Source organism: Microbulbifer maximicatervae (SeqCode), from assembly GCF_052466985.1.
The window spans coordinates 2,030,702-2,050,520 of sequence record NZ_CP174298.1; the positions used below are offsets into that span (position 1 = coordinate 2,030,702).

Genomic DNA, 19,819 nt, shown 5'->3' on the forward strand with positions numbered 1-19,819 from the left:
ATTCTGATTAAGCTCAATCAACCCATTCATACCGGCACTACTATTCAATTGACGGTAAAGAGTCCCGCTGACCGGGAAGCTCACGAAGAAATTCCCAACCCCGGGTCCTGCCGCTCTCATAACCTTCCTCGAGCAACTCTGCTTCCTGGGTAAAACGCTTAACCGGGAAATTGTCTGGAGGCGCAATAACCGAAACCTGGCACGCCTCTGGAGGCACCTCGATAAACTCCAGAGCCCGATTATATTTCTCCCCCCTCTCCAGCACGGCCTCAAATAGCCGGGCATGATCACGGAAAAACTGTTTGATAAACTTTGGAGCAGGCCCCTTAATTTTCCGATACCCCAGAGGGCGCGAAAGAATAACAGTTATATTTCTGGCCCCCTGCTGATAGGCCTGAATAATCGGTATCGAATCAGCCAGACCGCCATCGGTCATAGGTTCCCCATCCACTTCAGGAAACCCCCGGTAGGCAACCGGAATTGCGCAAGAAGCCGGGAAAACCTCGTGCATATTTTCCGGAGTTACTTTCAGGTATCTAGCCTCACCGGTGTTGATACTGGTAGTCACGGCATAAAGCGGTATTCCATTCTCAACATAACTATCGACACTGAGCGGAATATCCTGATATGACGCATGCCACAACCAGCCAATATCACAAAAATGACCGCCCCGGAGATAGCGGCGCCAGTCAATGAAGTCTGCCCGCCGGGCATGGTCCATTAGTATTTGCCGACTTCGCCCATGGTTTCCGGCCAGATAACCAATCAGGTTGGTGGAGCCTGCGGATACACCGATCGCAAAATCAAATGGCCGATAGCCCGCCTCCAAAAATGCATCCAATACGCCTGCAGCGAAAATCCCCCGCATAGCACCCCCTTCAACCACAAGGGCTGACTGGGAATTCTCGTTAATCAAAATACAGTCTTCCATAGCGAGCAACCGTTAAAACCAAACTATCTCTACCTTTGCCAAGCAGATTCCAATAGCACTATGATTGAGGCATTCAGGTAATCCGTTGAGTTAAACCAAGTATGCCAACAATCGCGTTCAAAGCGCCGTGGAGCCGCCAGCTCCAAATCATCAGTGCCATATGCACATTACTCCTACTGGGGCTGCCGCTCTTCCTGGCATCGAGAGCACCAGCTGCTCCATCTACCCTCTATAGCATTGCCATAGCACTTCCGCCTGCAATACTGGCTCTCAGCGCCTTCTTTGCCATCCGTGGTTACGCCATCAAAAATGGCAACCTCTTGATATTGCGCCCCGGCTGGAAAACCACCATCTCCTTGGAGGGGCTATCTGAAGCATTCCCCGACTCAACCGCCATGCAAGGATCAGTCCGCATCTTTGGCAATTCCGGCTTATTTGGCTATATAGGCCTGTTCCAAAACCAAAAGTTGGGGCGCTATCGTGCATTTGCCACCGATCAGCAAAAATCTGTCGTACTGCGCCTGACCACACAAACTATCGTGATCACCCCCGATAAACCGGAGCGGGCAGCGGACATTCTCCGCCAACACTGCCAACTTCAACCCAATCCAAATTAATTGCTCCGACAACAACGCCACACGAATAGGCACGAGAAGTCGACAGGAAGTTCAAACCGATGAAAAAGTTCGCTTTTATAATTGCCGCCGCATTTACGCTGCTATCAGCAAGTGCTCACTCCGCTTGTGTGATTTTATTGCATGGATTGGCCAAATCAGATAGCTCAATGGAGAAACTGGCAAAGGCCATAGATGCCGAAGGTTTCCAAACGGTCAATATTGATTACCCTTCGACCAAGCACTCCATTGAAACCTTGGCCAGCATGGCCATAGCGCCTGCTGTCGAGGAGTGCGGTAACGCGCAAGAAATCAATTTTGTCACTCACTCCATGGGCGGCATTCTGGTAAGGCAATATCTACATTCAGCTGAAATCAAAAACCTGAATCGCGTTGTCATGTTGGGCCCACCCAATAAAGGCAGCGAAGTAGTTGATAAACTGGGAACATTCCCCGGCTTCAAATTTATGTTTGGCGATGCTGGGCTACAGCTGGGTACTGGTGAGATGAGCGTCCCCAACAAGCTCGGTAGTGCAGATTTTGATGTAGGTATTATTGCCGGTACTCGCAGCATCAACCTGATTCTATCCCGCCTTATCCCAGAAGCCGATGATGGTAAAGTCTCCGTATCCAGCACAAAACTGGATGGCATGAATGATCATCTGCAAATGCCAGTGACCCATGTGTTTATGATGAAAGATAAAAAAGTTATCTCGCAAGTTATCCATTACCTCAAGCATGGATTCTTTCATAGAGCCGGCAATCAGGCATCCAATTAAAATTAATCGATCTTATAAATAATCTATACCTTTTAACTCCAATCACAATACAAAATTAGTGACAATAATTTGGAATTCACCTTTATGCAGTGGCAATGGTGCAGCTTTAAAGAGCTTACGCTCAGTCAACTTTACGAAGTTTTGCGAGTAAGGCAGGAAGTTTTTACGGTAGAACAAGACTGCCCCTATCAGGATGCCGATGGCAAAGACCAACACTCCTGGCACCTGATCTGCTGGGAGGGAGACGAAAATAACCCGCAGGTTATGGCCTACCTGAGAGTTGTTTTCCCAGGCCTTAAATACCGGGAACCCTCGATAGGAAGAGTGTTAACCGCAGAAGCCAGTCGCGGAACAGGCCTGGGCAAGGAGCTGATTCGCCGAGCCGTAATGCACACATGCGAAGAATACCCCAACACTGGTATTCGCATTTCAGCTCAACAACATTTGGATAGATTTTACGGGGAGTTTGGTTTTGAGCAGGTGTCTGAGCCGTACCAGGAAGACGGCATCCCGCATATCGAGATGTTACGCCCTGCCAAGTAATTGAAAGGGATCTTATAGGTCCGATGGAAGTTTTGGGGCCCTGCAGAGGCACTGCGGGACCCCAAAAAATCTAGTTGCTACCCAGTGGATTGGCACCGGCAGATACAGTCTCACTATCCGACTGACGCGCCCTGCTATAAAGGCAAGAGGCCGCGATTCCAGCAGCAATTAGCAACCACACAACATTAACGATCAGTGATGCTCTCACAAAGGAATCCTCACCAAACTGAGCAACGTGCACTACAACTGCCCCGACGCAGGCGATAATTGTGGCAATACGCAGAGACATAGACCACTTGGCCACTGTCCCCATGAAGGCAGCCGCAACGCTTAACGCCAAGGTCACCAGCCAGAACACCTGCGCAGCATCTAGCTTAAACGCCAGATAAGTCACCGCACTCAGAGCAATCGCAAATGGTACACCCCATACCTGAGCCATCCAGACTCGCTCCAAACGTACGGCGGGATTGCCGCGCTGACGCTTGCGAACAAACCAGATATTGATGCCGGATACCACCAGCAAACACATCCCCACCCCCAGCAGGAAGTAAGCAATTTTCACAGGGAAACCGGAAAAGTGGCCAAAGTGTAAACGGTACGTAGAAAGGTAAACCTGCTTAGCCGCGTCTCCCTCAGACCAACCCTCTTTTTCAATCAGGCTGCCATCGGGATTAAAGTGGTAACGCTCACCCCAGACCAAACGCTCTGGAACCCGGGTCCACACCTCAACAACCTGGCCGTCACGTCCAGGAAATGCCACTTCTAAACGAGTGCGCTCTTCTTCCGGTGCGATACGATCCATTGTTTCCAGAATTGCAGCATAATCCGGAAAATCAACTTCAGGGGCGTTTTCCTCCATCACCGGATGATCCGCGTAAAGCATGTGCTCTACCTTTTCCGTATCACCCTCAAAGAATACGCCGGCAATTGCAAAAGCGGCTACCTGGGACAACCCGATAAAAGCCCCAGTAATGGCTATGGCAAGATGAAAGGGAGAGGCCCAAACCCCCAGGCGATTGTGCAAATCCACTTGCTGAAGACGCTTAGAGCCAGAAAGGCGGAAAGAGAAAGCGTCTTTAATAATTCTGGGATGGGCCAACAAACCGGAGACGATCAGAGCGGACATCACCATCCCGATCAAACCAACCAGGATGACCCCATAACCAACGGGAAGGTTGAGCGCGTAGTGCAGGTAAGCCAGGAAGTGGGTCCACTCATGCTCCACCTTGCCCAACAGGGAACCATCTTCAGCGACATATCGCTCCATATCGCCGACTTCAACCATCAATCTGGGCTTATCCTGATTGGGGATGGTGAAGGTAATTGAATCGAGATCCTCCTTTTCCTGCTTGGCTAACGCAATTGCATTTTCTGTAGCCGTCTGATACACAGAGGCTTCAACATTGAGGTTCTCCAACTCGGAGGCCTGCTCCCAGCGTTCGAACTCATTGTAAAAAACCGCCAGTGTTCCGCTGACACAAACAATATATAAAAGAGTGGATACCGCCAGGCCGAGAACTGAGTGTCCATCGGTCATATCACGGACAAAGCCAGGGGTCGGTTTAAAGGAAAATTTCACGTTAAATTCCTACTCAAGTCCGTTGATCTATGCTGCCGAAGCGGGAAGCGCAAAGGTCAGCAACAAGCCGCTGACCACCGAGAAAGCCAACATGGCAGCCGAAGGACGCAGAAGCTTTTTATCGGCACAGCACCAAACCATCGCCAGGGTCCAGATTATCACCGACAGGAAGGCTCCACCGACCAAGCGGACAGTTTCAGAAAACCCGGTAAAACCAAAGAAAAGCAAACCGGCGATCAAACCACTGGCCGCGGGCAAAAGAAAGGCAGCCATAAAACGCAAGAAGCCCCGCAACCACAATGGAAGCAGGGCTTGAGATTCGGGTGTTCCCGAGCGCTGTTTTTCAGCGGGCCTAGGGCCACTGGGCCAGTCTCCCTTAAGAGCCAATAAAGCAAAGGCTCCGAGCATCACTATTAAAGTGGCAATACTGATTCCATATTCCAACCCAACTATCGAGCTCCACCCAAAAGCCGACAACACCATGGCTCCCCAGCCACCCCAACGGCGCACAGGCTCTGCCCCTCTGCGGGACCAGGCGGAATAAAGGAGCAGAATCCCGGCCAAAGCAAAGGCGCTGGAGACTCCTGCAATCATATAAAAAGACATTGGCATAACCATAACAGCGAGAGGCTCGCCTCTCGTCTGATTGCTTAAACGTAAAAAAGGGAGCCCGCCCACAGACTCCCCCTGCGGACAGGCTCCCAGTCTACACTAACTTAAAAAATGTAGCGTGCTTCTGCAGTGACGTAACGACGCTCACCGTAGAAACAGTCACCGCGACTCAGGCAAGCTGTAGTATGTACTTCATCAGACAAATTTTTTCCTGTCAGCTGGAAGTACCAGCTATCCAAGGTATACCCGATCGATGCGTCGTATAGGGTGTAAGAGGGGTTGTACGATGGGAAGGTTCCCGTGGGATCTTCAACACCGGTGTAGCTCTCGCCAACATGACGAGCGCCCATGCCAATACTCAGCCCCGGAAGCAATGCGCTCAGGTCATAGTCGCCCCAAATAGTCACTAACTCCTCTGGGACTGCCTCAATCGCAACATTACTCTCGGTGATCTCTGTGTTGGTGGTACTGTAGCCAGCTACCAAACTAAGGTTGCCTAATTTACCAGTTACCTCTAGCTCAACACCATCAATTGAAACCTCACCGGTTTGAGTGTCAAAAGTGATATCAACCGGGTCTGTAGTAAGGCGGTTTTTCTGCACAATATCGTAAGCTGCAGCGGTAACCAGCAAGTTGGTTCCCTCTGGCTGGTACTTCACACCAACCTCTACCTGCTCGCCCTCAATTGGCTTGAAGGAGTCACCGTGGCGATCTGAACCGCTTACAGGCTCAAAGGATTCGGAGTAGCTGATGTAAGGAGAAATACCCATATCAAATGCATACATCACACCCAAGCGCATGGTGGTAGCATCATCATCCACAGTAACCGGGGAACCCTCAGTTTGCGACTCGGTGGAGTCCCTACGAACACCAGTAGTTACTATCAGGTTTCCAATTGTCATATGGTCTTGGAAGTAAAAACCCAGCTGCTCGGTATCTGTCTCCGGCCCATTCGCAATCACTATGTCTTCTGGAATATACCCATACTCCGGCTCGAAGATATTGATCACACCACCATAAGCGTAGCCATAATCATTATCCGTAGTAGCATCCTGGCTATCCAAGCCGAATGAAACTTGGTGATCGACAATGCCTGTAGTTAACTCACCAGACATACGTAAATCAAAAATCAACATGTCTGTACTGGCTTCACTGGAAAACGCAACACGTTGCATCTCAGTAATATTAGGGTTGAGGCGAGAGTAGTCGAAGCTGCCATACATGGTGTTGTAGTCTACTTCACCTTTGGCATAGCGGATGCTGGCATTTACACCCCAGCTATCACTAAAGCGGTGATCAGCCCAAATGCTGTAAGCGGTCTGCTCTGTATTATATTTATCCCAGCCTGGCTCACTGAGGAAAGTGTCAGTTGGGATATCACCGTTGGCGTTATCAATACGGGTACCACCCCAGGGCAAGAATGCTGTAGAGGTACCACTCTCATCATCCTGGTAAGTAGTCTGGAAGGTAATCTCGGTGTTCTCACTCGGACGCCATGAGATAGATGGCATCAGCAAAGTGCTGTCATTATTGACATAGTCTACTTGGGTATCTGCAGATCGCTTATAACCTACAACTCGGTAAAGCCATACACCATCACTATCCATGGAACCAGTGACGTCCGTAGCAAATACCTGATGGTCATAGCTACCAGCTTGAACCACCACTTCACCACCAAACTCTCTCTGCGGGCGCTTGGATACTAAGTTAACGATACCACCGGTAGAACCCTGTCCATAAAGTGCAGAGGAAGGACCTTTGAGAACTTCTATGCGGTCATAGGCATAGAGATTAGCGCGGGCACTTGTGTAGCTACCGAAGATAGACTGAAGCCCATCAATAAAAATCGCAGGATCAACACCGCGCACTAGAGACCAATCACCACGGACATCAACGCCGTAGGTTCCGCCATTCACCCCTGGCGTATATTGCAGAACATCTTGAACCGTTTTCGAGCCGATATCGTTGAAAAAGTCATTGTCCAGTACAGTCACAGAAAAAGGGGTTTCGTGTACGGAAACATCCAGCTTGCCCACAGAGGTCTGACGGGAAAGGTTCAGATGTCCCGTAACATTAACCTCTTCAATACGCTCATCTGTGTTATCCGCAGCGAACGCCACAGAAGAACCGCCCGCAGCAATAGCCAGCGCCAATAAAGAGCGGCTGATTCCAGAAATTACAGGAGAAGCTTTTTGCATACTTTTAATTCGAGCGGTACTCATGGAGATCCCTCAACGCCAACTGAATTTGGATGGATCACAGTCTAACTGTGACCCAGGTAACTGGGCGCGAATCCTAATAGGAATCGTTATCATCTACAACATTATTGGAACATTTTTTTATTAAAAAGAGCGATGACATGATTAGGGACAAGAAATACGGCATTAAAGGACAGTATTGCAGCCTACAAGCTGCACTTTCGTGCCATCAGAATGACTTGATGAAATGAGTAAAAGCAGATTCTAAGGCAGGAAAAAGACTAAGTGGCTGCTCAACAGCAACCACTTAGATTGGGACTATATATATCGGGATTTGATTTAGAGAGTTCTAGACAAAGATCCCTTACCTTTTAAGGGTAGGTATAACTAGCCTGCACTCCCAAAGGCATCCCCAGTGTCCAGTAAGCCACCAGGAACAGTGACCAGCAAATCAGGAACACAATCGAGTACGGCAACATGATGGATACAAGTGTCCCAATACCCGTTCCCTTCACATAGCGCTGGCAGTACACAACCACCAAGGGGAAGTAAGGCATCAACGGGGTAATAATATTAGTGGAGGAATCACCTACCCGGTAAGCCGCCTGGGTGAGATCAGGGGAGAAACCGATCTGCATCAACATAGGCACAAAGATGGGGGACAGCAGCGCCCACTTGGCAGAGGCAGATCCCACAAATAAGTTGATAAAGGCTACCAGCACAATAATGCCCATCAGGGTAATCGGGCCCGGCAGCTCCATCGCCGCGAGCAAGCTCCCTCCCTCTACCGAAAGCAGCGTACCCAAACCGGAGCGGGCAAATTCAGAGATAAACAACGCACAGAAAAAAGCCATCACGATGTAATAAGCCATGGAGCCCATGGTTTTGGACATCGCATCAATAACATCCTTACTCTGGCGGAAGGTGCCGGCCGCATAGCCAAATACCACACCGGGAATCACAAACAGCAAGAAGATCAGCGGTACAATCGACTTCATAATTGGCGCAGTGAAGGAGGCTAATTGCCCTTCTGCATCGCGCAAAGCCGAGGTTTCCGGCAGCATCCAGGCCACAAGCCCGACGATACCCGCCACCATCACAGTTACCGCCAGGTACATGGCTTTTTTCTCGCGGGCGCCCAGTTCCTGCATTACTGGCATATCCGCTTCATCGCCATCCACCTCTACATTCTTGAGGCGGGGCTCGATGACTTTATCCGTCAACCACCACCCCAACAGGGTCACAAGCAGGCAGGATGCCGAAGTAAAGAACCAGTTGTTAAGGGGGTTTACCTGCATTTCCGGGTTGGCGATTTGTGCCGCTGTCTGGGTAAAGCCTTGCAGTAAGGGATCAATCGCTGAAGGAACAAAGTTGGCAGAGAAGCCGCCTGAAACTCCGGCAAATGCGGCAGCGATACCCGCCAAAGGGTGGCGCCCTGCCGCATAGAAGATCACCCCTCCGAGAGGAATTACCAATACATAACCTGCATCTACGGCTGTATGACTGACGATGGCCACCAAAATCAACATAGGTGTCAGAAGCATCTGCGGCGTTACCGCCAGCAGCTTTTTCAATACCGCATTGATAAAGCCACTCTGCTCAGCCACACCGACCCCCAGCATGGCTACCAGCACTACCCCCAGGGGCGCAAAACTGGTAAAGGTAGTTACCATACCAGACAGGAAGCGAGCCATTTCACTACTGGAAAGCAGGTTGGTTACCTGTATCGCCTCGCCGGTAGCGGGGTGTAAGGCTTCGAAATTAACACCAGAGAGAAGCCAGGAGAGTACCCAGATTCCCACCATCAAGATCAAAAACAGAACAGCCGGATCGGGTAATTTATTACCGACAACCTCAATAAAATTGAGCGCTCGATTAATCCAGCCATTTTTATTATCGGCACTATTGCCGGCATCAGGATTTGCCTGAACGTTTTCCATGTTTGCACCCTGTACATTTATTATTTTTTATTTAAAAGGAGGCCGCTACTCCATGGCCTCCTGCTTTTTCAGGAAAAGCTTTAACCTATCTTGCGGATACCAACCGCGTGACGCAACTTCTCGATAAAGGGCGCAGAGTAAGCGCGAGCCTTAATAGCCCCCTTCTCCAGCTCCGTTTCAATTTGGTCCGGGTTAGCCAGCAGCTCATTGTAGCGCTCGCGAGCTTCACCGATCTGGCCGTTCACCAGCTCAAACAACTGCTTCTTGGCCTCACCCCAGGCAATGCCCTCCTCAAAAGCTTTGCGCATTTCTGCTGTCTGTTCTTCGCTGGCAAATGCCTGCCAAACCTGGAATACAGTGGAAGTATCCGGATCTTTTGGCTCACCCGGCTCCAGCAGGTTGGTTTTGATCTTATTAATGTGCTTTTTCAGCTTCTTCTCAGGAAGGAACAGTGGAATAGTGTTGCCGTAACTCTTACTCATTTTGCGACCATCCAGGCCTTGCAACACAGCTACGTGGTCGTCAACTACCGCTTCTGGTAAAGCGAAGTGCTCACCGTAGTGGTGGTTGAAGCGCTGGGCAATATCCCGAGCCATTTCGATATGCTGTACCTGGTCTTTACCCACCGGCACCTTATTGGCGTTGAACATCAGAATGTCGGCGGCCATCAGGATCGGGTAGCTATACAGCCCCATGGTGACCCCAAAATCGGAATCTTCGCCATCGGCGCGGTTGGCATCTACCGCTGCTTTATAAGCGTGGGCACGGTTCATCAGGCCCTTGCCGGTCATACAGGTGAGCAGCCAGGTTAATTCAGGAATCTCATGGACGTCGGACTGACGGTAGAACACCACATTGTCGGTATTCAGGCCCAAGGCCAGCCAGGTTGCAGCGATCTCCAGGGTGGACTGATGGACCTGTGCCGGGTCCTGGCACTTAATCAGTGCGTGGTAATCGGCCAGAAAGTAGAACGATTGGTTGTTTTCATCCTGACTCGCGGCGATCGCCGGGCGGATTGCACCCACATAGTTCCCCAGGTGTGGAGTACCGGTTGTTGTAATACCGGTTAATACGCGCTGTTTCGTCATAATTCCTTCGTAGTCTGTACTGTCATCAGGCAATAGAGACCGAATCATACCCCTTTAGTGCCCGGGGGTGTATCAACCAAAGGTACCGACTCCCCATAGCCGTACCAACACGCAGCCAACGTTAAGCCTCAACCGCCACTTTGGCGGAACCCTGGAATTGGCGCTGATATTCGCTGGGTGAAATCCCAAACGCCCGACGGAAATGGTGTCGCAAGGTCGCGCTACTCTCAAAGCCAGCCAGTTGGGCTGCTCTGTCTACAGACTCCTTACCGGACTCCAGCGCCTTCTGCGCCGCCCGCAAGCGCTGCTGAATCAGCCACTCCTTGGGAGCAATTCCCATCGACTGGCGAAACTTTCGGTCAAAACTACGGCGGGATAAATGAGCGCGCTGCGCCATATCATCAATTTTGATAGCGCCATCCAAATTGCCAATCGCCCAATCTAGCGCGGCGGAGAAGTGGTCTGGCCGTTTGGCAACGGGCATCTCCACATATTGGGCCTGGCCACCCTGCCTATGGGGTGCCATCACCAACCGACGAGCCACCGAATTGGCTAATTCATAACCGTGATTGCGCCGCAAAAACTCAATGCCCAGATCGATGGCCGCACTACTACCCGCAGCGCAAGCCAGTGCATCCTCCCACACATAGAGAACGTCCCCCACATACTCCACCGCAGGAAAGCGCTCACGAAAACGATCCGCAAACAACCAGTGGGTAGTCGCCTGCCGACCATCAAATAGTCCCAGTTCCGCAGGCAGAAAAGCACCGGAGCAAAAAGTAAGAATTTGGCGGCCGGCAGCGGCAAACTCAGCCACCCCCCTATGTACACGCTCCAAATAAGCATCTTGTGGTTGTGCATTGGTCGACCAACAGGGAATCACCAGCAGATCATAATCCATCAAACTCTCTACCCGCCGACAAGCCAGAGCCAGACCGCCGGTCGCCAGAGGGTTTTCCTCAGCGAAAGTCACAATTTCACCGGTGTAGAGCTCGCTAAGTTCAGGCCGGGGTAGGCAAAAGAGTTCGGTAGCGCAACCGAGTTCGAAGAGTGAGACCTGCCGGTGGGCGAGAACAGCCACTTTCTGGCTCTTATTAGGCTTTTGTGCCAACGTCGACATAGGTACCCCTAACCCTCAGCAGTTAATTAAATTAGGTTAACGAATAAATCCAATCCAGCATACCCAGTTGAGCAGTTATTGAAAGCAATGCCGGGAATAAAACCCTCAACCTTTGAAGCATTATTTAATCGGTAAATCATCATCATCCTCAAATAAGTAAAGCCGAACCCCACTAGCCAAAGCCGACCCACAAGTTTGCACGCAGAATTGGCGCAAAATTAATGCTATCTGGCTCAGAGGTAGATCGCCCGGAAGCAACCCAAAAGGGACACTATCGCCACTTGGAAACCTGACGAACCACCGAGAAATCACCGGGAGTAATTTATGAGTTCAGCCGTAAGTAGAGTGCCCGCTGCCAGCAGCCAAGATGCGCTAAACCACTTCCAAAACCTCCTATCTTTTGAAACAGACTGCTGGGATGTACACCACGCAGTCAGCCAAAATCGCAAGGATTTCGTACTTCTAGATGTGCGAGGTGAAGAGGCTTATAAAAATGGACATATACAAACAGCCGAATCCTTACCATACAGCCGTATCAATAAAGACAGGCTGAGCGAATACCCTTCAGATACTTTATTTGTCGTCTATTGTGCAGGCCCACACTGTAATGCGACAGAAAAAGCAGCTATCAGGCTGGCCACACTTAACAGGCCGGTCAAGAAAATGATCGGCGGCATCACCGGATGGCTAGATGAAGGATTTACCCTCACCCAAGAAACAGCAAAATCGATTTAATTCCTATTGTTAGCCTCTTACAGGATGACATAGCTTGGCATAAGGATGTGCCAAGCTATCAAACGCCGATTCAAAGAAACACTGATTAAATGGTACTGACATGTTTGTTCGCCACGCCCATCCCACCGACTGTTTTTATCTCTACAATATGATGCGCTGCTTAGCCAGGCATAATAATTCAACTGACTCTTTCCATATTACCCAACTTGAATTGCAAAATAGGTTGTTTCAGAGGAAAGAGCATCAAGTGCTGGTTGTGGAACAAGACCACAACCTTGAGGGGTATATCAGCTTTAATATTATTCCAGAAAATGAAAGCTCAGCAGCCTGGGCTATTATCAGTGAGCTATATATCGGGGGTTGTGATACAAACCGAAAAGAAGAGATTACCCAAGCCCTATTGAGTGCAATTGCGAAAGAAGCTCGGAAATATCACTGTACGGATATAAGATGGAAGGTATCTTCAAAGGGGCATAAATAAAAACTGGCTTTTTAGCAAGGATTGCAAGTTCAACTTGTAATATAAAACAGATGGAGAATTCTAAAACTCACCAGGCAAAAAACAATTAGCCCTTCCGCCACCTAACTAGCTTTGATATTCAAAAGAGCCCTTTGGCAGCAAAGAGACACTCGAACCAGAGTGCGTATATCGCCTGCAAGCCAAAGGCTAAAACTATATGCTTGGAGTCTAGCTTCTTAATCGCCTGCCCCCCAGAATTGTCCCCCTTACGACATATTCAAGCCTCCAATTTCTGCTTCTTTTTGATCCTCATATAGACTTCTTCACGAAGGATAGGCAGTGACCTGGGTGCGCTTATGCCTATCTTAACTTGATTACCTTTTACCTCCAGCACTGTGACTGAGACATTTGCTCCAATTCTTAGATATTCACCTGTCCGTCGCTTTAAAATCAACATACTCATTTCCTTCAATAATCAAAATTTGGGCACTTCCGGGATGGGGAACTTGTGATTCAACGTTTGGAGGAAATATGGGGTGGTGCGCGAGGACAGTAGACACAGAAGAGGAAAAGGCGGGCGCTAGACTTCCAGAGCTTGGGAATTGGTCCCAAACTGCTGAATGTACTCCACTTTATTGAATACGAGCGGGTTTCTAGCGTATTATCCATATAGCCATTTTGATAGTCAGATTATCAACTTGGTTAGCTGACCCCGGGTGTTGGTAGCACCTTGGGTTAGCGCCTTTTACTTACTCTTATGTCACGCTACCGTTCTCCTATAAGGGAATGGGTCTTTTAGAAAGTTCTCGATTCTCTCTGGGCTTTCAAGCCTGTAAAGCCTCTTTAACCGGCTCACTCAATTACGATCAAAACACTAAAAATATCTACCGATTCTACGCAGCTTTGACATTAAAACAAACTTAATAAATTCCAATAAGATTATTTTCGTGCCTATATTTTTTAATGTTTCGGATCTGGGAAACTATTACCAAAAACCAACAGCAGCCGTTTAAACTGGACTTTACCTGTGCCTTTTCGAAAACAATAAAGAATAAAGTTCTCAACCACATAGCTACCTGGAAGAGGAAGCAGAAGAAAGTAAGCGTTACCGAAAAGTTAAATAGCTCATCATTTCAATGCACATTGCGAAACAGTGAAGAGTAAGACTGAAATCATCAAGCAGTAAGTCATCGCCCACATTAGCGCTCCTGCCTGGTTATTTTTAGGTTGAAACTAATCGTAACGGCAATGCCTGTGATGACTGATTATAATTCGATTCAATAGCGTATTCGTGCGTCGGCTTCAGGTGAGAAGCCCAAAGACTTCTTCCATTTACCGAGTCTTATAGCCAAAAACATACCTACTATCCAAGAGCGGCTCATCATATCACCTCAACACTGGCGATATCTCAACCAGAATTTTGTAAGCCACCTTAAAGGTGAGGAGGCGTCAGCAGGTTTAGCACAACAATCTTTTAGCAACTTCAATAATCGTCAGGAACTCGGTATTGAAGTGAGAATACATATCTAACTACAGAGAAATAAATTTAAGCAAAATAATCTTAAAGACACGTGAAAACATTAAGTGTAGTAGTTCAGACTTGATCTGACAGTTACCGGTTTTTCAGAAGGTACTCTGTCAGGTCAAATTCAGTTTACGAGTTTCTCCTTCCAGATACTTTTACCCTCTTCAAGGGTTACCATCGGTGTGCGACCACAACACTTTTTACCCTGATGAGTTCGATCATTATTGTAATATACGAGCCATTCGTCCAGATCCTTTTGTAGCTCTTCTATTGATCCATAGATCTTTCGTCGTAACGATGGCTGGTAGAACTCTTGTAATATAGTTTTATGGAAGCGCTCACAGATACCATTTGTTTGTGGGTGCCTGGCTTTTGTCTTGGTATGTTCTATCTCGTTGATATTCAAGTACAACTGATAATCATGCTGCTCCAGCTTGCCGCAATATTCAGTACCGCGGTCAGTCAAAATACGCAACACCGGCAGATCATGCATGGCGTAAAACGGTAATACACGATCATTCAGAAGATCTGCTGCTGTGATTGGCGTCTTAGTGGTGTACAACTTGCAATGGGCTACCTTTGCATAGGTGTCGACATAGGTTTGTTGGTAAACACGCCCAACCCCCTTAAATGTTCCTACATAGAAGGTGTCCTGAGAACCTAGATAGCCGGGGTGTTGAGTATCAATTTCCCCGCAGGCTTCATCATCATGTCGCTTTCTTTCCAAGGCCTGAACCTGCGACTCCGTGAGGATTAGCCCCTCCTTAGCCACCTTGGCTTCAAGTGCTTTTAATCGTAACTTGAAGTTAGCCAGGTCGTTCCGTAACCAGATACTCCGAACACCACTAGGGGACACGAATACGCCACGTTTACGTAGCTCATTGGAGACTCGAACCTGTCCATGGGCAGGCTCTTGGAGGGCATAAGTCAACACGGCCTCTTCAATTGCTGTGTCAACACGGTTCTTGTGGTTAGGCACCCGTCGACTCTTTTCAAGAAGGGCGTCCACACCGCCACTTGAAGCAGCTTCCTTGTACCGATAGAAAGTGTCTCTCGATACACCAAGCATCTTGCAAGCTTTTGAGATGTTGCCAAGCTCTTCTGCAAGATTGAGCAATCCGGTCTTGTGTTTGATGATACGATCATTAGTATGGATCATGGGGTTTATCCTTGGTTTTGTTTTTAGGTTTAGGCACCTTCATCAAAACCGGTAAACCCCTCTTTTTCAAGAGGATGTGTCAGATTTGGTCTGAACTAATACACATTAAGGCCGCACCTCCTTTAACATAGAAACCGGAACTCACACTCCAAAAACATCTAAACTACGCCCTTTAACTTTCCGACCAAAACTGTGCCGACCAATTAAAACTGACATCCAAATTTATAATTAGATTCTTAAAAAGTAGTATTCAAGAGGGATTTACCTGCTTCCCATAATGGTATCTACATCAATGGGAAACAGGCATATATTTATTTTGCACTTCAATATCATCCACTTTTATTCTGATTAGCTAACCTCACTCATTACGACACCTTTCAACCCTTTACCTCTTATTCTTGCCAAGAACTCTTCAGAAACAATTATGCCGTCGAGGCAATCAGGAATCCGGAAAATATTCACATCATCCGGAACAAGGTTAGAATGAATGTATAGTTCGGTAATGATGTCCTCACCTCTAATCCCTGGAGTCACCAGGGATCTGCTTTTATCTACACAATCTACTAAGCTTAAGATATTCAATAAGCGATACCCTTTTATCTCTCCACCTGTAGCCTGTGAAAAAAGAGGAAGATCTAAAACTTGCACATCAGAAAAGATTATATCTTTAATCAAATTAAAAAACTTATCTGACAAAGTAGGCCAATCAATCACACCTCCCATAAAATCAGCAAGCTGAAGATTCGTATCCTCAATACAAATCTTCACCCTGGAAAGCTCATCTTGATTACAACGTTTAGCCTGAATAATAGATAGTCGGTCAAAACCCCCTAAATAATAATTATCAACATATGAATAACCTTTTAAGCCCGCATCAGGCATTAGCTCAAAAAATTTTCTCATGGAATAAAAACCTACCTAGTGTTATGTGGCCTTACAATACCATAAGTAATACCTTATTGAATTGCTTGCACCGCTTGATGTACGCCCTAAAGAGTAACCTACTACCCCTAACCAGCACTGGTTAGCATTCTATTTACACCCCTGCTGTAAATACTAGAGTTTGGACCAGAGTGATTCCCTAACATAAATTGCTTGTAAAGACTTGCTCTTTAATTTACACCAGGCACCAAAGTGAGCGGGTTTTACTGATGGCTGTTTCATTTTGGTCAGAGATACTGTGGTGGTTTTGCAATGGTATACGCCCTTGCTTAGTCAACCCTAAATAGCATTGACCTATCTAACATCGAAACAGTGTCACTTGTAACTGCTAAACTCCTACATTTGAGTAGGGAGCATGTACACCATAACGATAAAATAGGTTATAAGCTTGTATTTTTTGAATATGACTGCGCACCAGTGCATTGATTATCCTCTGTAGAGAATTTGTAGTCGACGCCGAGACTCCCCCTCCTGCTCAAGCCACCTGAACCAAAGCACGCTACTGGATTGCTAGCTACATATGCATAGGCATTCGGCCCATCATCCAACCCAATCGAATCACTCTGGATAAACCACCCAAAATTCGGATCATAATTCCATTAGTAGCTACAATAATACTCAACCTCACCACCCTTTATCTGTGCACACTCGCTGGCTAAACGCAATATAGTATTAGGCGCCTTTAAATACGCTGCTTTCGTTATAGGCCTTAAAGCGATTGGTGCTGGCTTCATAACTATAAACAATACTGCTCTCATAATATTCGTGCTGGTCGCATCCTGCTGGGTGCGATTGCCCACCGAATCGTAGTAATAGCTGTTTTCTCCCTGGGCAAAGCCCTCATTCATAAGCCAGTTTAGCTTGTCGAAGATAAATTCCCGATCCTTTAGGTACTCACAATTTCCAGCCGGTAATCCAAACCTAAGCTGTAACTCTGACTGATGCCATTGCCATAATCCATAGAGCTAAAAGCATCGAAGAACAGATGAGGTATAGTTGGACCCACGAACATGAGTCCAACTGATATAGAAGTATTCTTATAGATCAAGAAAGGTATCGTCTAACTAGTAGACATAAATAGCTCCCGCAGCATCCGCATCATTCAAATCTGGATCAGCCATAAGTCCAGTATCCGAACCCTGCTCCTCTGGAGCACCCACAACTAGGGTATCCCCGTCACCACTTAAAGCGATTGAAGTTCCAAAGTAGTCACGCTCATCGGTGTTATTGGCTTTCAAGTAAGTACTCTCAATCCACTGCCCATCAACCATCGAATACATATAGGCCGCGCCCGCCCTAGATGCCGAGTTGTCAGTGCTATCAGCATAGAAACCTACACCAGCACTACTCTCCTGAGCACCTACCGCAAGCAATGAGCCGTCATTGTTCAGGCTAATAGACGTACCAAAAGCATCATCTTCATCGGTGTTACTCGCTTTAAGGTAGGCACTTTGGTACCAAGAATCCTCCTCATATGAAAATAGATAGACAGCACCATTATTGAAGCCATCGCGATCATCGGGGTCCTCTGAAGCACCAGCCTGAAGTGGGGCGCCCACAGCAAGCAGGCTGCCGTCGCCACTAAAACTAACATCCCAACCAAAGCGATCGCCCACACTTGCACTATCTGCAGTAAGCAACTGTTGTTGAGCCCAGCCTCCATTATTGGAGAAAATATAAGTTGCTCCCCTGCCACCACTCCCGCCAATGGCACCAACCGCGAGAATGGAACCATCATCACTCAAGCTAACGGATGAACCGAAGTCCATATTTGAATTACTATCACTTGCCTTCAAATAAGCTTCTTGACTCCACTCAACCCCAGAATACTGGAAGATATACACTGCACCAGAATCTAGAGCTTCGTCATTATCAGGGCCGCTATTAACACCGGTAGCACTACTATCTTCATATGGGGCTGCTACTGCCAGGGTTGTTCCATTACCACTTAAACTCAACGCCCGACCAAAGAAATCATAATAGCCATGATTATCTGCTCTTAATTTAGCGCTGTGAGTCCACTCCAAATCCTCACGGGTGAATATATGAACTGCGCCAGCTGAAAAGTTATCATCCTCACCATTTTCTTTATAGGCACCAACAGCCAAAGTATTCCCATCGCCACTAAGGCTCACTGCAGATCCAAATGCAGCTCCACTTTCAACCTCTAAAGCTTTTAAAACGGCTCGGTAAACCCAACCATCTTCACCATAATCAAAAATATATACAGCACCTGACCCGCTAGCTGCATTATTAAATTCATTTAACTCATTACTATCTTCGCCAGTCGCACCAACAGCTATGGTAGAGCCGTCATCACTAATCGCTACGGACCAACCAAACTGGTCACCAGCTTCGGCATTACCAGCCTTAAAATAACCAATACTATCGACAACTTCCTCATCAATCGATATTTCAGTTGAATCCAGGCAAGTTGTATCATCACAGCTTTGCAATATATAGCGAGCATTCAATCGCTCAAATAGAGGCACTTTAATTTCTACGACTTCAGAACCTGCAGAAATTTTATCACTAACCACTTCATAGCCAGATTGCCCATCTTTGTTCTCAAGAAGTTGATAATAGGTAGCCCCTTCAACATCCGACCATTCAAAAGTAAACACTTTTGCTGAATTGAAATATAGGTAGGGAGTCGCCGCTTCTGAGATCGAGGGACCTCCGCCACTATCATCTCCTCCACCAGATGAGCCGCCCCCACAAGCGCTCAAGATCACACCACATGCAACAACTACCGAACTGCTTTTAAACTTCACAACATCCCTCCCCAAGGAATATGGATTGAATCGCGCGCAACCCTACCAAGCTTCAATGAAAAGAAAAACCAGAAATAGGATAAAGTGAGAGACGGAGGAGGTTAACAAGTAAAGTAACAGTTACAATGGTTAGTGTCGCGATAACTTGGGAGGCTACCTTTCAAGAAAAATAGTTTCCTACAGCCCCAAAAAAACACATAAAGACAAAAACACAGCAAAAAGAGACACATTATTGAAGGCGAGTAATAAACCAGAGCAAATTAAAATAGAAACGCTAAATAAATTAGATCATTCATAATCGAAATGTAAATGCGTAAAAGTAAAACGATTGAGATGTGATTTTTGGCCTTTGACAACTTTTTCACACTCTTAAAGTGGTGAACCAGCTCTTTTATCAAGTAAAGTGGCTGTGACATTTATCAATAAGCAGTCCTCCCGTTCATTAAATATCAGGTCGGGTATACCCCAACCTACATAATACCACTGCATTGACCAAAATATCCGGCCCCAAGCCATCAGTTAGCAAGCCCTTACAAATACAGGCAACCTCATTAGGGTTAATAATATCCATGGAAATGATCCAATAACCATATTCAGCACATGGAAATTCAATATAGAAATCAAATACTGAAACACTATTTTTACAAAATAAATCGACTATGGAGAGCGTAGAGCTGAGTGCCCCCACAGCATTGCGAATTCCTGCCATCTTAGCCTTGGCAAACCACCCATGACTCCTACTCATAAAGCCACTTGAAGCTACCAGTAGTAACCTGAGCTACCCGCTAGTTAATTTCTGCAGAAAATCCACTGCTTCACA

Annotated in this window: 17 protein-coding genes and 1 pseudogene; 5 read left to right on the forward strand and 13 right to left on the reverse strand. The window is 47.3% G+C overall.

Translation table 11 applies throughout. From position 1 onward, the window contains the following. Positions 1 to 40: 40 nt before the first annotated feature. Complete coding sequence (locus ACJJI3_RS08790) at positions 41 to 931, reverse strand: patatin-like phospholipase family protein (protein ID WP_444942176.1); 891 nt, start codon at positions 929 to 931, stop codon at positions 41 to 43. Between the two features lie 101 nt (positions 932 to 1,032). Here ACJJI3_RS08790 and ACJJI3_RS08795 point away from each other — a divergent pair, with 101 nt between their 5' ends. The 3 genes from ACJJI3_RS08795 (at position 1,033) to ACJJI3_RS08805 (ending at position 2,867) form a co-directional block, all read left to right on the forward strand. Further along, on the forward strand, positions 1,033 to 1,548 hold the full coding sequence (locus tag ACJJI3_RS08795) for a PH domain-containing protein (protein WP_444942177.1): 516 nt from the start codon (positions 1,033 to 1,035) through the stop codon (positions 1,546 to 1,548). 59 nt (positions 1,549 to 1,607) lie between these two features. Further along, the gene (locus ACJJI3_RS08800) at positions 1,608 to 2,324 is read left to right on the forward strand and encodes an esterase/lipase family protein (RefSeq protein ID WP_444942178.1); all 717 of its coding nucleotides are present in this window, start codon (positions 1,608 to 1,610) and stop codon (positions 2,322 to 2,324) included. Positions 2,325 to 2,408: 84 nt separating this feature from the next. After that, entirely contained in the window at positions 2,409 to 2,867 is a 459-nt protein-coding gene (locus ACJJI3_RS08805) for a GNAT family N-acetyltransferase (protein ID WP_413665131.1), read from the forward strand. Between the two features lie 70 nt (positions 2,868 to 2,937). Here the strand turns inward: ACJJI3_RS08805 and ACJJI3_RS08810 are convergent, their stop codons facing one another. From ACJJI3_RS08810 to ACJJI3_RS08835, 6 genes are all read right to left on the reverse strand, one after another. Then, the gene (locus ACJJI3_RS08810; protein ID WP_444942179.1) at positions 2,938 to 4,446 is read right to left on the reverse strand and encodes a PepSY-associated TM helix domain-containing protein; all 1,509 of its coding nucleotides are present in this window, start codon (positions 4,444 to 4,446) and stop codon (positions 2,938 to 2,940) included. Between the two features lie 27 nt (positions 4,447 to 4,473). Beyond that, positions 4,474 to 5,052 carry a hypothetical protein gene (locus ACJJI3_RS08815; protein ID WP_444942180.1) on the reverse strand — a complete coding sequence of 193 codons (579 nt, stop codon included), beginning with the start codon at positions 5,050 to 5,052 and terminating at the stop codon, positions 4,474 to 4,476. Between the two features lie 110 nt (positions 5,053 to 5,162). After that, the gene (locus ACJJI3_RS08820; protein WP_444942181.1) at positions 5,163 to 7,280 is read right to left on the reverse strand and encodes a TonB-dependent siderophore receptor; all 2,118 of its coding nucleotides are present in this window, start codon (positions 7,278 to 7,280) and stop codon (positions 5,163 to 5,165) included. A 347-nt stretch (positions 7,281 to 7,627) separates the two neighbouring features. Beyond that, a complete protein-coding gene (locus ACJJI3_RS08825) occupies positions 7,628 to 9,196 on the reverse strand; it encodes an AbgT family transporter (RefSeq protein WP_444896666.1) in 1,569 nt (522 codons plus the stop codon). Between the two features lie 80 nt (positions 9,197 to 9,276). Further along, positions 9,277 to 10,284 carry a tryptophan--tRNA ligase gene (locus ACJJI3_RS08830; RefSeq protein ID WP_282933487.1) on the reverse strand — a complete coding sequence of 336 codons (1,008 nt, stop codon included), beginning with the start codon at positions 10,282 to 10,284 and terminating at the stop codon, positions 9,277 to 9,279. A 121-nt stretch (positions 10,285 to 10,405) separates the two neighbouring features. Then, complete coding sequence (locus tag ACJJI3_RS08835) at positions 10,406 to 11,404, reverse strand: helix-turn-helix domain-containing protein (protein ID WP_444942182.1); 999 nt, start codon at positions 11,402 to 11,404, stop codon at positions 10,406 to 10,408. Between the two features lie 324 nt (positions 11,405 to 11,728). Between ACJJI3_RS08835 and ACJJI3_RS08840 the strand changes: the two genes are divergently transcribed. Together ACJJI3_RS08840 and ACJJI3_RS08845 are read left to right on the forward strand one after the other, a co-directional pair. Beyond that, positions 11,729 to 12,139 (forward strand): rhodanese-like domain-containing protein, encoded by a 411-nt coding sequence (locus ACJJI3_RS08840; protein WP_444942183.1) that lies wholly within the window; start codon positions 11,729 to 11,731, stop codon positions 12,137 to 12,139. Positions 12,140 to 12,239: 100 nt separating this feature from the next. Further along, entirely contained in the window at positions 12,240 to 12,620 is a 381-nt protein-coding gene (locus ACJJI3_RS08845; RefSeq protein WP_444942184.1) for a hypothetical protein, read from the forward strand. Positions 12,621 to 12,876: 256 nt separating this feature from the next. Here ACJJI3_RS08845 and csrA read toward each other — a convergent pair whose 3' ends face one another. From csrA to ACJJI3_RS08875, 6 genes and pseudogenes are all read right to left on the reverse strand, one after another. Then, positions 12,877 to 13,056 carry a carbon storage regulator CsrA gene (csrA, locus tag ACJJI3_RS08850; protein ID WP_444942185.1) on the reverse strand — a complete coding sequence of 60 codons (180 nt, stop codon included), beginning with the start codon at positions 13,054 to 13,056 and terminating at the stop codon, positions 12,877 to 12,879. Positions 13,057 to 14,248: 1,192 nt separating this feature from the next. After that, on the reverse strand, positions 14,249 to 15,283 hold the full coding sequence (locus tag ACJJI3_RS08855) for an IS481 family transposase (protein ID WP_444913809.1): 1,035 nt from the start codon (positions 15,281 to 15,283) through the stop codon (positions 14,249 to 14,251). 348 nt (positions 15,284 to 15,631) lie between these two features. Beyond that, on the reverse strand, positions 15,632 to 16,186 hold the full coding sequence (locus ACJJI3_RS08860; protein ID WP_444942186.1) for a hypothetical protein: 555 nt from the start codon (positions 16,184 to 16,186) through the stop codon (positions 15,632 to 15,634). Positions 16,187 to 16,605: 419 nt separating this feature from the next. After that, a pseudogene (locus ACJJI3_RS08865) lies at positions 16,606 to 16,806 on the reverse strand (hypothetical protein); the annotation flags it as partial. 483 nt (positions 16,807 to 17,289) lie between these two features. Next, positions 17,290 to 18,999 (reverse strand): histidine kinase, encoded by a 1,710-nt coding sequence (locus ACJJI3_RS08870; RefSeq protein ID WP_444916651.1) that lies wholly within the window; start codon positions 18,997 to 18,999, stop codon positions 17,290 to 17,292. A gap of 442 nt (positions 19,000 to 19,441) precedes the next feature. Further along, complete coding sequence (locus ACJJI3_RS08875) at positions 19,442 to 19,744, reverse strand: hypothetical protein (protein ID WP_444916650.1); 303 nt, start codon at positions 19,742 to 19,744, stop codon at positions 19,442 to 19,444. Between the last annotated feature and the right edge of the window lie 75 nt (positions 19,745 to 19,819).

Bases quoted from the DNA above. Each gene is read 5' to 3' on its own strand.
- ACJJI3_RS08790 (WP_444942176.1), bottom strand. From the start codon at position 931: ATGGAAGACTGTATTTTGATTAACGAGAATTCCCAGTCAGCCCTTGTG.
- ACJJI3_RS08795 (WP_444942177.1), top strand. From the start codon at position 1,033: ATGCCAACAATCGCGTTCAAAGCGCCGTGGAGCCGCCAGCTCCAAATC.
- ACJJI3_RS08800 (WP_444942178.1), top strand. From the start codon at position 1,608: ATGAAAAAGTTCGCTTTTATAATTGCCGCCGCATTTACGCTGCTATCA.
- ACJJI3_RS08805 (WP_413665131.1), top strand. From the start codon at position 2,409: ATGCAGTGGCAATGGTGCAGCTTTAAAGAGCTTACGCTCAGTCAACTT.
- ACJJI3_RS08815 (WP_444942180.1), bottom strand. From the start codon at position 5,052: ATGTCTTTTTATATGATTGCAGGAGTCTCCAGCGCCTTTGCTTTGGCC.
- ACJJI3_RS08820 (WP_444942181.1), bottom strand. From the start codon at position 7,280: ATGAGTACCGCTCGAATTAAAAGTATGCAAAAAGCTTCTCCTGTAATT.
- ACJJI3_RS08825 (WP_444896666.1), bottom strand. From the start codon at position 9,196: ATGGAAAACGTTCAGGCAAATCCTGATGCCGGCAATAGTGCCGATAAT.
- ACJJI3_RS08830 (WP_282933487.1), bottom strand. From the start codon at position 10,284: ATGACGAAACAGCGCGTATTAACCGGTATTACAACAACCGGTACTCCA.
- ACJJI3_RS08835 (WP_444942182.1), bottom strand. From the start codon at position 11,404: ATGTCGACGTTGGCACAAAAGCCTAATAAGAGCCAGAAAGTGGCTGTT.
- ACJJI3_RS08840 (WP_444942183.1), top strand. From the start codon at position 11,729: ATGAGTTCAGCCGTAAGTAGAGTGCCCGCTGCCAGCAGCCAAGATGCG.
- ACJJI3_RS08845 (WP_444942184.1), top strand. From the start codon at position 12,240: ATGTTTGTTCGCCACGCCCATCCCACCGACTGTTTTTATCTCTACAAT.
- csrA (WP_444942185.1), bottom strand. From the start codon at position 13,056: ATGTTGATTTTAAAGCGACGGACAGGTGAATATCTAAGAATTGGAGCA.
- ACJJI3_RS08855 (WP_444913809.1), bottom strand. From the start codon at position 15,283: ATGATCCATACTAATGATCGTATCATCAAACACAAGACCGGATTGCTC.
- ACJJI3_RS08860 (WP_444942186.1), bottom strand. From the start codon at position 16,186: ATGAGAAAATTTTTTGAGCTAATGCCTGATGCGGGCTTAAAAGGTTAT.
- ACJJI3_RS08875 (WP_444916650.1), bottom strand. From the start codon at position 19,744: ATGAGTAGGAGTCATGGGTGGTTTGCCAAGGCTAAGATGGCAGGAATT.